This is a genomic window from Glutamicibacter sp. BW80, assembly GCF_002332385.1.
In the GTDB taxonomy this organism is placed as follows: Bacteria; Actinomycetota; Actinomycetes; order Actinomycetales; family Micrococcaceae; genus Glutamicibacter.
The window spans coordinates 20,646-35,438 of record NZ_NRGV01000050.1 but is presented as its reverse complement, the minus strand read 5'-3'; the positions used below and the strand labels follow the sequence as shown (position 1 = coordinate 35,438).

Annotated in this window: 13 protein-coding genes; 9 read left to right on the top strand and 4 right to left on the bottom strand. The window is 60.4% G+C overall.

The features are described 5' to 3' along the window. Nucleotides 1-65: 65 nt before the first annotated feature. The 5 genes from CIK76_RS13445 to CIK76_RS13425 all read left to right on the top strand — a co-directional run bounded on the left by CIK76_RS13445 (nt 66) and on the right by CIK76_RS13425 (nt 4,970). Complete coding sequence (locus CIK76_RS13445) at nt 66-800, top strand: hypothetical protein (protein ID WP_096287302.1); 735 nt, start codon at nt 66-68, stop codon at nt 798-800. A gap of 76 nt (nt 801-876) precedes the next feature. Next, a complete protein-coding gene (locus CIK76_RS13440) occupies nt 877-1,611 on the top strand; it encodes a hypothetical protein (RefSeq protein ID WP_096287300.1) in 735 nt (244 codons plus the stop codon). A gap of 123 nt (nt 1,612-1,734) precedes the next feature. Next, nucleotides 1,735-2,145: a hypothetical protein gene (locus CIK76_RS13435; RefSeq protein ID WP_096287298.1), complete on the top strand. Its 411-nt coding sequence runs from the start codon at nt 1,735-1,737 to the stop codon at nt 2,143-2,145. Between the two features lie 182 nt (nt 2,146-2,327). Then, entirely contained in the window at nt 2,328-4,115 is a 1,788-nt protein-coding gene (locus CIK76_RS13430; RefSeq protein ID WP_096287296.1) for a proline--tRNA ligase, read from the top strand. A 48-nt stretch (nt 4,116-4,163) separates the two neighbouring features. Next, nucleotides 4,164-4,970, top strand: coding sequence for a TSUP family transporter (locus tag CIK76_RS13425; RefSeq protein ID WP_096287294.1), 807 nt, complete (start codon nt 4,164-4,166; stop codon nt 4,968-4,970). Here CIK76_RS13425 and CIK76_RS19625 read toward each other — a convergent pair. From CIK76_RS19625 to CIK76_RS13410, 4 genes are all read right to left on the bottom strand, one after another. Beyond that, the gene (locus CIK76_RS19625) at nt 4,967-5,116 is read right to left on the bottom strand and encodes a hypothetical protein (protein WP_217990393.1); all 150 of its coding nucleotides are present in this window, start codon (nt 5,114-5,116) and stop codon (nt 4,967-4,969) included. The two genes, CIK76_RS13425 and CIK76_RS19625, sit on opposite strands and share 4 nt — an antisense overlap. Nucleotides 5,117-5,459: 343 nt before the next feature. After that, entirely contained in the window at nt 5,460-6,188 is a 729-nt protein-coding gene (locus tag CIK76_RS13420; RefSeq protein WP_096287292.1) for a response regulator transcription factor, read from the bottom strand. A 16-nt stretch (nt 6,189-6,204) separates the two neighbouring features. Beyond that, on the bottom strand, nt 6,205-7,455 hold the full coding sequence (locus tag CIK76_RS13415) for a histidine kinase (RefSeq protein WP_096287290.1): 1,251 nt from the start codon (nt 7,453-7,455) through the stop codon (nt 6,205-6,207). A gap of 339 nt (nt 7,456-7,794) precedes the next feature. Beyond that, nucleotides 7,795-8,856 carry a hypothetical protein gene (locus tag CIK76_RS13410; RefSeq protein WP_141393561.1) on the bottom strand — a complete coding sequence of 354 codons (1,062 nt, stop codon included), beginning with the start codon at nt 8,854-8,856 and terminating at the stop codon, nt 7,795-7,797. Between the two features lie 164 nt (nt 8,857-9,020). Here CIK76_RS13410 and CIK76_RS13405 point away from each other — a divergent pair, with 164 nt between their 5' ends. The 4 genes from CIK76_RS13405 (at nt 9,021) to rbfA (ending at nt 14,762) form a co-directional block, all read left to right on the top strand. Beyond that, complete coding sequence (locus CIK76_RS13405; RefSeq protein ID WP_096287286.1) at nt 9,021-9,587, top strand: ribosome maturation factor RimP; 567 nt, start codon at nt 9,021-9,023, stop codon at nt 9,585-9,587. Nucleotides 9,588-9,589: 2 nt separating this feature from the next. Then, complete coding sequence (nusA, locus tag CIK76_RS13400; RefSeq protein WP_096287284.1) at nt 9,590-10,573, top strand: transcription termination factor NusA; 984 nt, start codon at nt 9,590-9,592, stop codon at nt 10,571-10,573. 660 nt (nt 10,574-11,233) lie between these two features. Beyond that, complete coding sequence (gene infB / locus CIK76_RS13390) at nt 11,234-14,233, top strand: translation initiation factor IF-2 (RefSeq protein WP_096287280.1); 3,000 nt, start codon at nt 11,234-11,236, stop codon at nt 14,231-14,233. A gap of 94 nt (nt 14,234-14,327) precedes the next feature. Next, complete coding sequence (rbfA, locus tag CIK76_RS13385; RefSeq protein WP_096287278.1) at nt 14,328-14,762, top strand: 30S ribosome-binding factor RbfA; 435 nt, start codon at nt 14,328-14,330, stop codon at nt 14,760-14,762. Nucleotides 14,763-14,793: the final 31 nt, after the last annotated feature.

The following is a 14,793-nucleotide window of genomic DNA, read 5'->3' as shown; positions in this document are numbered from 1 at the left end:
GGGGCTTCGCATTTCCAGCATTTCTAGCCAGGCTTGGAGCCGTGGCGCATTCTAAGGATTGATCTATGACCAAGCGTTCCCTCTGGCTGCTTCCTCTGGCCGCAACCCTGATTCTCACTGGCTGCTCGGGAAGCGATAATGCTGATCCGGTAACGACCGAGTCGAGTCCCGCACCGTCCCAGAAGCAGGATCAAACAAGCGGCAAGTCGCTCTCCGCAGACCAGGTCAAGGACGTGGTCACGAAGCTTGTAGGCGAGGATTCCTCTGCGCAGATCTTGGACAACGAGGTGATGAAACCTCAGTTGGAGAATGCCAAGACCATGGAAGGCAGCAACGGTATCAAGCCGGAGGAATGCGCTAAACAGCAAGAGAAGTACACCGTCACGGACCTGACCGGCACAGTGGCGGCATCTGCAACGGTCCAGGGGGACTCCACGGGCAAAGTGATCCAGATATTCTCGATCACCGATGCACAGACCCGGAAAAATATCTCTGAGGCTCTGAAGCTCTCCGACATCGAAGGATGCGAATCGATTAGCGTGAGCGTCTCCGGTCAGGAAGTAAACACGGACCGACAGATATTGGACCTTGACTCAACCGCAGACCAGGCGCTGACGATGGCCACGCAAATGAAGGTCGGGGCAGACGAGTACCTGAATTCGGTCGCGGTGCAGGCTCTTGAAGGCAATAGTTTCGTTCTGGTGACATTTTCCAGTGGAACCGTGGAAGCACCCCTGCTCGCGGGAGAAGCTATGAAGCTGGCCGACCAAGCGTTTGCCGAAATCAAATCGTTGCAATAATTAGGCCTAGGGCTTTTATTTCTAACCATTATTCAAATACAGTGGAAGTAACACCATTCAACGTGAGGACTGAATCATGAAAAAGCGTTCACTTTGGTTGCTTCCGCTGGCTGGGGCACTGGCGTTGACCGGTTGCTCGGACTCGGGCAATGAAGCACCGGCAGCATCGGATGAGGCGCAATCCTCCGAACAGGCCCCGGCAGCGGAGCCTTTGAGTTCCGAAAAGGTCAAGGAAGTCGTAGAAAAGCTAGTAGCCGATGAATCCGGCGCGCAGATCATCGACGGTGCTGCGATCGCAGAGTCTCTGCCACAGGCGAAGGAACTTGTCGAGGGCATGAACATCGAGCCTGCCAAGTGCGCTGAATTGGTCGCGCAGCAGAGCTCATGGGACATCGAAGGCATCAATATGGCCGTTGCCACCGTCGCTGGTGCGGAGGTCGGCGAGTCAACCAGCTACAGCGTTGCATCCTACGAGGATGACGCAAAGCTATCCGAGATCAAGAAGACCGTCGAGGCCAAGGACCTGCAGGGCTGCGACAGCTTCTCCATGGAAATGCAGGGAATGAAGCTTAACGCTTCGGCTGAAATGCTTGACGCTACCTCGGACGCCAAAGTGACCACGGCAACGAAGACGAGCATCACCATGGAAGGCACCGAGGTGCCGATGGGCAGCTATACCGTGCAGGGTCTTGTCGGCGCTAATGCGGTGTCCATATCCTTCTCCGGTGCCGTTGAGGACGAACAGGCTAAAATCGACGAGCTGGTCAAGGAGCTCAACGTCGCAGTTGCCGAGTTGGAAAAGACTCAGTAACGCGAGATTTTTCACCATTCGCCGCCTGCTTCCATTTCGGAGGCAGGCGGCGTTGCTGTATGCCAGCTCGACATATACCTTGTGCACTTGCGAATCCTCGTGTGCGCGCGAGAGCATGGGAGGATGGCCACGATTGCAGACATCCGAGTAATAGCAGCAGCGCTGCCTCAGCTCGAGGAAGGCATTAGTGGATATGGTACCGGAGCGAAGTGGGCGGTGCCCCGCGGCATGGTCATTTGGCGGCGGCCGCTAGGGAAAGCCGACACGAAAAGACTCGTTGATCAGGGGCTACCTGTGCCGCAAGGCCAAATCTACGCGGTGCGCACCGCATCAGTGATTGCCAAGAAAGAACTGATTGATGCTTTCGGAGAACTGTTCTTTGATATTCAGCATTTGACCGGGACCGACATTGTGTTATTCCATTTAGAACACATCAAGGTAGATCAGCTTCGTGAAGTGATCATCGAAGGGTGGTTGGCGAGAGTTTCGAGCACGACGGCCAACGCCTGGAGAGAAACCCTCCCAGGGCAGTAGTTTTTCTACTGCGGTAAGAATCACGGTAGTCTCCACAGCCTTAGGAATACTAGGGTTTTGCCTATAGAGGTTAGGATTGTGGAAGGCTATTTTTAAGCCAATTACACATCAGATTTTGCATAGCTGAGTCGACCTCCAGTGGCACACCATGGACCGGCGACTTACGGAAAAGGACGCCCCGCGTGGTTTTGAAGCTTTCCACCCTGTTCCTGCGCACCTTGCGCGAAGATCCGGTTGAAGCAGAAGTAGACAGCCATAAGCTGTTGGTTCGAGCCGGATACATTCGCCGCGCAGCACCGGGCATTTATACCTGGCTGCCACTGGGCTTGAAGGTGCTTGCTCGCGTAGAAGCTATTGTCCGCGAAGAAATGGACGCCATTGGTGCTCAGGAAGTTCATTTCCCGGCACTGCTGCCACGCGAGCCTTACGAACAGACCGGACGTTGGACTGAATACGGCGAAGGGCTCTTCCGCCTGCAGGACCGCAAGGGTGCGGACTACCTGCTTGCTCCAACGCACGAGGAAATGTTCACCTTGCTGGTCAAGGACCTGTACTCCTCGTACAAGGACCTTCCTGCCTACCTGTACCAGATCCAGAATAAGTACCGCGACGAAGCGCGTCCGCGCGCAGGCCTGCTCCGCGGCCGCGAATTCATCATGAAGGATTCGTACTCCTTCAACATCGATGACGAGGGTCTCGACGAAGCCTACGACGCACACCGCGGCGCGTACCTTCGTATTTTCGAGCGCCTGGGCCTAGAAGTCGTGCCAGTGTTCGCGCAGGCAGGTGCCATGGGCGGCTCGAAGTCCGAGGAATTCTTGCACCCAACTGCCATCGGCGAAGACACCTTTGTGCGTTCGCCAGGCGGCTACGCGGCCAACGTTGAAGCGGTTACAACCGTCGTTCCCGAGGCAATCGATTTCAGCGACGCTCCGGCATTCGAAGTCCTCGATACCCCGGAGACCCCAACCATCGAGACGCTGGTTGCCGCCGCCAACGAGCTGCGCCCGCGCGCAGAAGGCGAATGGGCTGCGGCCGACACGCTCAAGAACGTCGTCGTCGCGGTCATCGACCCCGAAGGCAACCGCCACGTCGTGGCCATTGGAGTGCCGGGGGACCGCCAGGTCGACCTGAGGCGCGCGCAAGCAACCATCGGCATGGCCCTGGACATCAGCGGCGAAGTGCTGGTCGAGGCGGCCAGTGCCGAAGACCTCGCCAAGCACCCAGAGCTGATCGCCGGCTACATTGGCCCAGGCAACGGACTGGACCAGCAGGTGCTGGGCTCCGAAGCCTCCAGCGGGATCACCTACCTGGTTGATCCGCGCGTGGTCTCCGGCTCCAGCTGGATCACCGGCGCCAACGAAAAGGGCAAGCATGTCTTCGGCCTGGTGGCCGAGCGCGACTTCTCCTTCGACGGCACCATCGAATCGGTTAATGTGCGCGCAGGTGACCCGGCTCCGGACGGCTCCGGCCCGCTGCGTGCCGAACGCGGTATCGAAATGGGACACATCTTCCAGCTCGGCCGTAAATACGCGGCAGCCTTGGATCTCAAGGTGCTGGACAAGAACGGCAAGCTCTCTGTGGTCACCATGGGTTCCTACGGTATTGGCGTTACCCGTGCGGTAGCAGCCCTCGCCGAGGCCTACCACGATGAAAAGGGCCTTGCCTGGCCTAAGCAGGTCGCCCCGGTCGACATTCACATTGTCGTGACCGGCAAGGGCGAAGAGCTGCTGGCAGCGGGCGAAAAACTAGCCAAGGAATTCGAAGCCAAGGGCATGGAGGTTATCTTCGATGACCGTGCAAAGGTTTCGGCCGGCGTGAAGTTCTCCGACGCAGAGTTGATCGGTGTGCCAACCATTGTTGTGGTGGGCCGCGGGCTAAGCGACGGAGTGGTTGAGGTCAAGGATCGTGCCACCGGCGAGCGTCGTGACGTTGCCGTTGCCGACGTGGTGGAAGAGCTGACCGCGTAAACTGCCGGTAGCTTTTCACAAGCAATAAATGAATAGAGGTGCAGCGCGGTGCCGGAGATTCTCTCCTTCTTGTCACTTGATGGTGTTGAGTTCAGCTGGACGTCGCTGATCCTGCTTTTGTTAGCAGGGTTTGCGGCTGGTTGGATCGATGCAGTTGTCGGTGGCGGTGGACTGATCCAGTTGCCCGCGCTGCTTCTCTTTCCCGGAATGAGCCCAGTACAGGCCCTGGCCACGAATAAGCTGGGTTCCATTTTTGGCACCGCCACCAGCGCGATTACCTACTACAGGCGGACCAGCCCGGACCTGAAAACGGCAATCCCCATGGCCCTGATGGCCATGGTTGGTGCCTTTGGTGGTGCAGCCATTGCCACGATTCTGCCCGAAGAAGCCATCCAGCCAATCATTATCGCCGCGTTGGTGGCGGTGCTGGCCTTTACAATTTTCAAGCCCAAAGCCGGAGAGCTGAGCAAGCTACGCTACCGGGGTAGTGGGCACTACCTGCGGGCGGTAGTGATCGGACTGATCATCGGCGGCTATGACGGCATGATTGGTCCGGGTACCGGATCATTTTTGATCATCGCTATGGTCACGGTGCTGGGGTACAACTTCTTGCAGTCCTCGGCCAAAGCGAAGATCGTCAACCTAGCCACCAACTTTGGCGCCCTGGTGTTGTTCATTCCGGCTGGGCACGTGGTTTTCGGGTTGGGGTTGGCCATGGGACTGATGAATATGGCCGGCGGCTACCTCGGTGCCCGCATGGCGATTTCCAAAGGCAGCAAATTCATCAGGATCATCTTCGTGATCGTGGTGTGCGCGCTGATCATCAAACTCGGTTCAGACATGATCTTTGCCTAGGGGCACAACGATTCGCGGGAAACGGTCCAGCCAAAGGCATCCAGCCCGGCTAGAATCATCACCTTTCCGAAACCGAACACCGGCTTGCCGCGGTGGTTGGCGGCGGCCAATTGCCCAACGTGGGCGGGGCGGAGAGATGCATGCACTTTAACCACGAATTGCCGGTTCGCTTGGACTGCGAGCCGGCAATTCCTGGAGGCAATGTCCCCATACTGCCTTACCTAGAATCAACATCAATCAGCCTTGACCCATCCCCATAGGCCGGGCGCATTAAAGAAGCTGAGCCTTTGGATTTGCCCCAAAAGCTTTCCCCCTAACGCAGGTTCCCAAAAAGGCTGACCGTCATCTAGGACGTCATACGGTGGCAACAACCGCTCCCACCAGGCCACACCCTCGAGGCGCTGAGGGATTGCTGTGGCGTTGGTTCTAGGATCTCAAATTGAGGTTCTGCCGTCGTCATACCTGCACGGTATCTTTCTCTGGAAACTTTCAGTTTCGTCCCGGGATCTTGTCATCCGCACGGCTGAAGCCCGAGCGGTACGCCAAGGCCACAGCCGAGGCGCGGTCCCGCGAGCCGGTCTTGAAGAGGATTCGGGCCACGTGAGTTTTGACGGTCGCCTCGCTGAGCACCAGCAGGTCTCGGATCTCCTGATTGGACAGGCCCGCGGCCACTAGTCGCAGGACTTCCTGTTCGCGAGGAGTCAGCAGCTCGGTGATGTCCGGCAAGGCGGAGGAGCTCATGTGCAGGCGCTGTACGAGCCGGGTGGCAGCCGTCGCATCCAGCCAAGTCTCACCGGCCGCTACCCGCCGTATCGCGGCCGCGATCTCGTTGGGCAAGGCGTGTTTCAGCAGATATCCACTTGCACCGTTTTGGAGCGCCTTGACCACGACCTCCTCATCATCAAAAGTTGTCATAATCAGCACCCGGACCAACCGGTCCTGGTTCTCCCGAGTTTCACGAACCAGTTGCTTGGTGGCCTCGACCCCGTCGATCCCAGGCATGCGCACATCCATGAGCACCACGTCGGGGAGGTGCTTGCCAGCAAATTCCAATGCTTGGGGCCCTGAGCTCGCCTCGCCGATCACCGCGAGGTCAGGCTCGGCGGAAAGCAACATGGAAATGCCAGCGCGGACCATCGGCTGATCATCCACTATGAGGATGCGAATTCTGGAACCCGAATTCGGGCCTTGGTCGGTGGGTTCTTGGTCTGCGATCATCGTGTTGACGCTCCACTCACAAATCATCCGACGAGCTGTTATGGCCCGAGCCTAGTTCAGTTCGCACGGGCAGAGCCGCTTTGACGAGAAAACCGCTATCGGTAGGACCGCTGACTAGTGTTCCTCCGCAGATAGTGACGCGTTCGCGCAAGCCCAGCAGCCCGAACCCGCCCGAGAGGCCCGACTTTTCGGTGATTCCGGATAGCGAACGGATGGATACTGTCAGCTCTTCGGACTCCCAATGGGTTTCGACGTAGGCTTTGGCGCCTTGACCGGCGTGGCGCATCACATTTGACAGGCCCTCTTGGACTACACGATAGGCAGCGTGTCCGACGCTTGGATCGAGCGGACGCTCGGGGCCGGAAATAGACTCGTGGATTTCGACCCCCGAAGTTCGCGCCGCCTGGATGAGCTCGGCAAAGTCGGAGATTCCGCGCGGCGGAGAATCTGGGGCGTCTCCCTCGCCGCGCAAGAGTCCCAGCAGACGGTGTAGTTCGCGGATGCTCTGCTCCGCGGTCTGCTGCATATCCGCGAGTGCCGCATCCAGGTCAATTTCGCGCGACTTGGTGCGTTGCACCGCCCTCAGGCCAGCGGTCTGCAATACGATCGCCGTGAGCGAGTGCGCCACAGAATCATGCAGGTCGCGGCTGATACGCAGCCGCTCCGTCGTGGTGGCTTCTTCGCGGGCACGAATTGCCCAAGCACGTTCCGTGCGCAACGTGCGCTCATAGCTGGCCAATGCCACGCCCGAGCCCCACACCGCGAGAACCAGCAGCGTGAAGACGGCCGCGCTGGGGAGAACCGTCGTGAGGTTACCGATGACTTGCAACTTCGTGGAAACCAACGAGGCGGTCAGTATCGGGATGGCTGCGCCGATCAGGGCCAGATATGCCCTGCGTCGCGGCAAGCGCCGGGCCAGGTAGAAAACGGCAATGAGGAACCCGACCATCATGGTCGGTGCCATGGGGTCGATGAGGCAGCCGGTGCTCAGCAAGATCATCGTGTAGTAGCCAAGGATCGGCGAGCGGGTCATCACGAAGGTGGTGTAACCCAGAGCAGCAACCGTGATGATGATCCAGGATGGAATTGTCCCTGCATAGCCCCCGGGGTTCCTTGCGGACCAGACGATCATCTCGAAGATAAACCCGGCGATAGCAACGAACAGGCGTTGGACCAGATCTTTGCCTGGCACCAGCGTGGCTACCCGGACGCCGCTTGCGGTGCCGCGCGGGGAATGCGCCTGTCCTGAGGGCGTGGAGAAACTCACCGTGGAATCCTTTGGCGGGATGCAGCGTAGTCTGAGCCGGTAAAACCGAGGCCGCAAGGGACGTCCATTAGCCGACTACCTGAGGCTTCGCAGTAATTGCGAGGGTTCCTCGCGACCGAGTGCCGGTCCACCAGAGGATGATGCCAGGCGTCAAAAGGACTGCGAGCGCCTGGCTGCCGAAAATTCCACCGGGGGAATCAAACACTGGGAACTCCTCAGAATCTGTGCGGTTGAATGTATCTTGTCACACACGGCGATGCGGGCACATCATTCTGAGCAGGTACGTTTTCGGCCGCTGAATCGTTCAGACCCAGGCGTGCAGGTAATACTTGGCGAGTATTACTCGCTGGCGTTCAGCAGTTCTGGATCTAGTCCACGTTGGCGCTGCTCAATCAGAACCTGCCAGGTCGTTTCGGCCAACGTGCCTTGCGCGCTGTCCTTCGCGGCACCCGATGCAAGAGCTAGCGCTTGAACAAAATCGTCCTCGGCTTCTGTGGCCAGCGAACCGAGCTCATTGAATCCGTCCTCGGGCAGAACATAGGCCGACTGGCGTAGGTCCGCACAGTCGCCTGGCAGCACCGAGCGCACCTTGCGCAGTTCGGCATTCAACATCGTGCGGCGCTCTTCGATCTGCGCCGCATCCGCGTTGGCTCCGCGCGCAGCCTGCAATTGCAGGATGTAGTCCAATGCATAGCCGCGGTCCAGCGCCCGGGCCACCCGTACGTCATCATGCAACGCCGGATCGGAAATCGGGGTTTCCGCGTCTAGGAGCTTCAGATCCCTGAGGCAACCCACAGGTTCCCCCTCGGCTTCGCCCTGCCCGGAGAGCAGCGGGGCGGGCAGCTGATCCACCGACTCCTGCTTGGCTACGGTGCGTAGCGCGCTGCGCGCTTCGAGATTTGTTTGGAAGGCCAGCTGCGTCAGCGCGGGTGCCAGCGGTGCCTGCTCTTCGGGGATGGCCGGCATATGGGTGCTCAGCTCGGCAACCTGTTCGGCCAGTTTGGAAACCGCCTCGGGGCTGAAGCTTTGCGCCAACGGCTCCGCTGGCTGATCCTCGAAACTCAACTGGCCAACCAGCCGCGAGCCATGAGCCAAGGTGGCGCTCAATTCGCTCAGGGCGCCGGCGCTGTCCGAGCCTGCCAGCGCGGCCAACGCGTCGGCCTGGGAGGCGAGTTGCGCCAGGGTTGAGCCGTACTGCCACAGCTGGAGCTGCGCTTCGGAACTTCCGCGGATTTCCTCCGGCAGGCCACGATCTTCCAACGACCCTCGAAAGATGCTCATGCCCACACCCCAGGTGAGGCCAGCGCATAGAACTCCGGCTAGCAGCGGTGCGATCCAGCCCGGTGCGCGCCTGGCTTTTGGGGTGCGTCGGGTGGGTTGCGGTGTCGAGTTCTCAGTCATGGCGATTCGATCATGCCATGAAGTTGCGGGCTAAGCCCGGTTCAAACGCGCTGAATGCGCGAATTGCGCGTGAGTTCTTTCACCTGTGCCCATTAAGCAGTTCTCATCTTGCGTGCGTGCATATACCCTTAAAGGACAACATCGAATAACGTGGGAGGATATCCATGACCGCTAAGCCGGCTGATACCGAACAAGAGGCACAACGGTTGACGACCGTGCTGGAGAAGGAAGTGGAATCCCACGGGCTGGTGCTGGAAGAAGTCTCTGTCCGCCCTTCGGGAAAGCAGATGACCGTGCAGGTCATCGTCGACAAGGCTGACGGCACCCAATCGGTGATTTTGGACGAACTTGGTGAAGTAACTACCACCATTTCTAATGCCTTGGATCAGGACGCCAAATACGCGTCAGTAGATCCATATGAACTCGAAGTAAGCTCCCCAGGTCTTTCGCGCCCACTGACGCTGAATCGTCACTGGATCCGTGCGAAGAACCGGATGGTGAAGTTTAATCTCTCCGACGGCAGCAAGCTGCGTGGCCGGCTGACCGAGGTCACCGACACCGAGGTAGTCATTTCCGTGCACCACGAGCCTGCCAAAAAGGGCATGAAGGTCAAGGTCGACGAACCGAAGACCTTCGCCCTGGAAGATATCCGCAAGGCAGTCGTTGACCCGGAAATCAATTTCGACGACGCGCTATTTGAAAACATTGATAACGAAGATTTGGAGGGCTAGGCATGGATATTGATCTCGATGCGCTACGCATCCTGGAAAAAGAGCGGGACATCCCGATGGATGTGCTGATCCCTACCATCGAGTCGGCACTGCTGCTGGCCTACAACAAGACCGACGGCGCAATGCCCGGTGCTCGCGCTCATATCGAGCAAAGCAATGGACATGTGGCAATCCTCGTCGAGGACCGCGATTCCACCGGCGTGCTGCTGGGCGAATTTGATGACACCCCGCACGGTTTCGGCCGCATTGCCGCGTCCACCGCACGTCAGGTGATCATGCAGCGTCTGCGCGAAGCCGAAGACGCAGTGGTCGTGGGGGAGTACTCCTCCCGCGTGGGCACGCTGATCTCCGGGGTCATCCAGCAGGGCCACTCCTCGCATATGGTCCAGGTGAATATCGGTGAGGTCGAGGCACTGCTTCCACCGCCCGAGCAGGTTCCAGGCGAGCGTTACACCCATGGCAGCCGCTTGCGTTCCTATGTGGTCTCCGCCGAACGCGGTACCAAGGGCCCGGCAATCACCTTGTCGCGTTCGCACCCGAATCTGGTTCGCCTGCTGTTCGAAATGGAAGTTCCGGAGATCGCAGACGGCACCGTCGTGGTTGAGGCCTTGGCCCGCGAAGCAGGGCACCGCACCAAGCTTGCGGTGCACGCCACCCAAGCCGGAGTGAACGCCAAGGGCGCTTGCATCGGTGAAATGGGTACCCGCGTGCGTGCGGTGATGAACGAGTTGAACGACGAGAAGATCGACATCGTTGACTACAACGAGGATCCGGCCAAGTTCATCGCTGCCGCTTTGTCCCCATCGAAGGTCGTCTCGGTCGAAATCCTCGACGAGGACGAGCGTCGCGCTCGTGTAGTCGTGCCGGACAGCCAGCTGTCTCTGGCCATCGGCAAGGAAGGCCAGAACGCGCGTCTGGCCGCCAAGCTGACCGGCTGGCGCATCGACATCATTGCCGCATCCGGTGGCAAGGAACCACAGTTCTAATTTTGAGCAATTCCTGATCCCGGTCAACGGGAGACGGAAAATAGATTTGCCTAGCACGTTTTTTGGCCTCGGCGTACCTGTGATCTGGACCTCACGCGTGCGCCGAGGTCTAAACGCGCTAGACTAGTAGTTGGCTCGTTGACAAGTTGTGGAAGGTGAGGATGGCGCTCGCATGAAACTGCATCAGCAACGTACGTGCATTGGCTGTCGAACCATCACATCTCAAGATGAGCTACTCCGTTGGGTTTTGAATCAGGACTCACCGCTGCGCGGTGTGCATCTGGATCTTTCGGGCTCCGCCGCAGGGCGGGGTGCCTGGACCCATGGAACCGAAAAGTGTGTGCGGCATGCTGTGCGACGCAAGGCATTTTCCCGAGCTTTTAGAAGTTCGGTTGATGACTCCTGCGTGGCACAGCAGTTCGCCGCATACGAAGATCAGTCGGCAACGGGCCGGCTATCTGGCAATCATGATGAAAGCGGGTCAGAAATCTGATGGCAACCCGATGAGTCCGCTAAGTTGAGCGCACAACGATGAACAATCGGTTTTGCGTGATCCACCGTGCGGCGGAAGAATTTCACGAATTACAACGCTGATCAGCCAGAACACCCAAGTCTTATTGAACCCGGGGTTCTAGCCGATCGCATCGACACAGGAGAGATGTGGCTAAACCCCGCGTTCACGAGCTCGCTAAAGAGCTCGGAATTACTTCAAAAGAAGCCCTAACTAAGTTGCAGGATATGGGCGAATTCGTTCGCTCTGCTTCCTCAACCGTTGAACCTCCGGTAGCGCGCAAACTGCGCGATGCCTTCCCAGGTTCGGCAGCCCCAGCCAAGCCAGCAGGCTCGACCCCAGCACCACGTGCTGGCGGTCCAAAGCCAGGCGCTAAGCCTGCGGCCAAGCCAGCTGCCACCCCGGCTACCCCAGCAGCTAAGGCTCCGGAAGCTCCGGCGGCCCCAGCTGCTAAGTCGCCAGCTGCTCCGGCGGCTCCAGCCGCTCCGGCGGCAGCAGCACCAGCGGCCAAGGCTCCCGAGGCGGACGCCCCGGCAGCCAAGGCTCCGGCAGCCCCGGCCCCGGGCGGTCCACGCCCAGGTCCAAAGCCGGCACCCAAGCCAGCTGGCGCCCCACGCCCCGGCAACAGCCCGTTCTCCTCGCAGCAGGGAATGCGCGGCGGGGATGAACGTCGTGGTTCCCGCGACGGCGGCCAGAACCGTGCACCACGCCCACAGGGCGCCGGCGCAGGAGCTCCACGTCCAGGCGGTCCACGTCCGGGCAACTCGCCATTCTCCGCACAGCAGGGAATGCGCGGCGAAGGCGGCCAGGGCGGTCCACGTCCAGCAGGCCGAGGCCCACGCCCCCAGGGTGCTGGCGGTCAAGGTACCGGCGGTCCGCGTCCACCACGTGATGGTGCACCAGCTCGCGGTCCACGCCCACAGGGTGCCGGCGGACAGCGTCCGGCCGGCCAGGGCCAGGGCGGTCCACGCCCAGCAGGTGCCGGAACCGGCGCACCACGTCCGGCAGGTGCCGGCGCTGGTGGCGCAGGCGCCGCAGGTGGCGCAACTCCACGTATGATGCCTAACCGCACCGATCGTCCGGCTCCAGCAGCCGGCGGTCGTCCGGGTGCCGGCGGTCGCGGTCGTCCAGGTGGCGGCGGCGGTCCAGGTGGCGCTCCGGGTGCCGGTGCAGGCGGCGGCGGATTCCGTCCGGGCGCTCCACGCGGCCGTGGCGGCGTTGGCGGTGCCTTCGGTAAGGGCGGCGCCGGACGCGGCAAGCAGCGCAAGTCCAAGCGCGCCAAGCGCCAGGAATTGGAGCAGATGAGTGCTCCGAGCCTGGGCGGCGTCAACGTTCCACGCGGCAACGGATCCTCCGAGATCCGCCTGCGCCGTGGTGCGTCGATCACCGACTTCGCCGATAAGATCGGCGCAAACCCGGCAGCACTGGTCACCGTGCTCTTCCACCTGGGAGAAATGGCTACCGCCACCCAGTCGCTGGACGAGGCGACCTTCGAGGTCCTCGGTGCAGAGCTGGGCTACAAGGTCCTGGTCGTCTCCCCGGAGGACGAGGACAAGGAACTGCTCGAAGGCTTCGGCCTGGACCTGGATGCCGAACTTGAGGCTGAAGGCGAAGCCGAGCTCGAAGAGCGTGCCCCGGTCATCACGATCATGGGCCACGTCGACCACGGTAAGACCCGACTGCTGGATGCAATCCGCAAGTCGAACGTCACCGAGGGCGAGCACGGCGGCATCACCCAGCACATCGGTGCCTACCAGATCAACCACGAGCACGAAGGCCGCGACCGTGCGATGACCTTCATCGATACCCCGGGCCACGAGGCGTTCACCGCCATGCGTGCCCGTGGTGCCGAGGTCACCGACGTTGCAGTGCTGGTTGTCGCAGCGGATGACGGCGTCATGCCGCAGACCGTTGAGGCGCTGAACCACGCACAGGCTGCCGGCGTGCCGATCATCGTCGCGGTCAACAAGATCGACAAGGAAGGCGCCAACCCTGACAAGGTCAAGGGCCAGCTGACCGAATACGGTCTGGTTCCCGAAGAATACGGTGGCGACACCATGTTCATCCATGTCTCGGCGCTGCAGCGCGATGGTATCGACGAATTGCTCGATGCCGTGCTGCTGACCAGCGACGTGCTGGAACTGCAGGCGAACCCTGACAAGTCCGCCCGCGGTGTAGCCATCGAAGCGAACCTGGACAAGGGCCGCGGTTCGGTTGTCACCGTGCTGGTGCAGTCCGGTACCTTGGCAGTGGGCGACACCATGGTTGTGGGCACCGCCCACGGCCGTGTGCGTGCCATGTTCAACGAAAACGGCGAGAACCTCGACGTGGCCCTGCCGTCGCGTCCGGTTCAGGTCTTGGGCATGTCCTCGGTGCCACGCGCCGGCGACGGCTTCCTGATCACCGACGACGAGCGCACCGCACGCCAGATCGCCGACAAGCGCGAAACCGCAGAGCGCAACGCCATGCTGGCCAAGCGCCGCAAGCGCATCACCCTGGAAGACTTCGACCAGGCTGTGGCAGATGGCAAGATCGATACGCTGAACCTGATCCTCAAGGGCGATGCCTCCGGTGCTGTCGAAGCACTGGAAGACTCGCTGATGAAGATCGACGTGGGCGACGACGTGCAGCTGCGCGTGATCCACCGCGGCGTCGGCGCGATCACCCAGAACGACGTCAACCTGGCAACCGTTGACAATGCCATCATCATTGGCTTCAACGTGCGTCCGGCAGAACGCGTGGCAGACCTGGCCGATAAGGAAGGCGTTGACATGCGCTTCTACTCGGTCATCTACTCCGCAATCGATGACATCGAAGCTGCCCTGACCGGCATGCTGAAGCCAGAGTACGAGGAAGTTGCCCTGGGCAGCGCCGAGATCCGCATGGTCTTCCGCTCTTCGAAGTTCGGCAACATCGCAGGTTCGATCATCCGCTCCGGCACCATCAAGCGAAACACCAAGGCACGCCTGGTTCGCGATGGCAAGGTAGTGGGAGACAACCTGAACATCGATTCGCTGCGCCGCGAAAAGGACGACGTCACCGAGGTCCGCGAGGGCTTCGAGTGTGGTATCGGCCTTGGCTCGTTCAACGACGTCAAGGAAGGCGACATCATCGAGACCTTCGAGATGCGCGAAAAGCCACGAGCTTAATCCTTAGATGAGCAACGGCGTGGGCGCGCACCGGTAAACTGACCGGTGAGCGCCCACGCTCCTCACTTTCACGACAATTTTTTAGGAGAGATCCATGGCTGATTCAGCCCGTGCGGCCCGTTTGGCCAAGCGCGTACAGGTCCTCATGGCCCAGTCGCTGCGCACCGTCATCAAAGACGAGCGCATCGACAACGTGACCGTGACCGACGCGCGGGTCACCAACGACCTGCAGCACGCCACCGTGTACTACACGGTGTTCGGTGAGGGTGAGATCAAGGCGGAAATCGCCGAGATGCTCGCCAAGCGCACCGGTGCGCTGCGCAAGGAATTGGGACGCAACCTGACCATTCGCTTGACCCCTACCCTGGCCTTCGTGGCAGACGAGATTCCAGAGAGCGCCTCGCTTCTGAATGAACTGCTGGCCAAGGCCAAGGAAAAGGACGCTGAGGTCGCTTCGCTGCGCGAGGGCAAGACCCACGCCGGGGATGCCGATCCGTACAAGAAGGACGACGAGGACGAAGAGGCCTAGGCCTCCTCATGCTCTGCGCTTCCGCGAATCG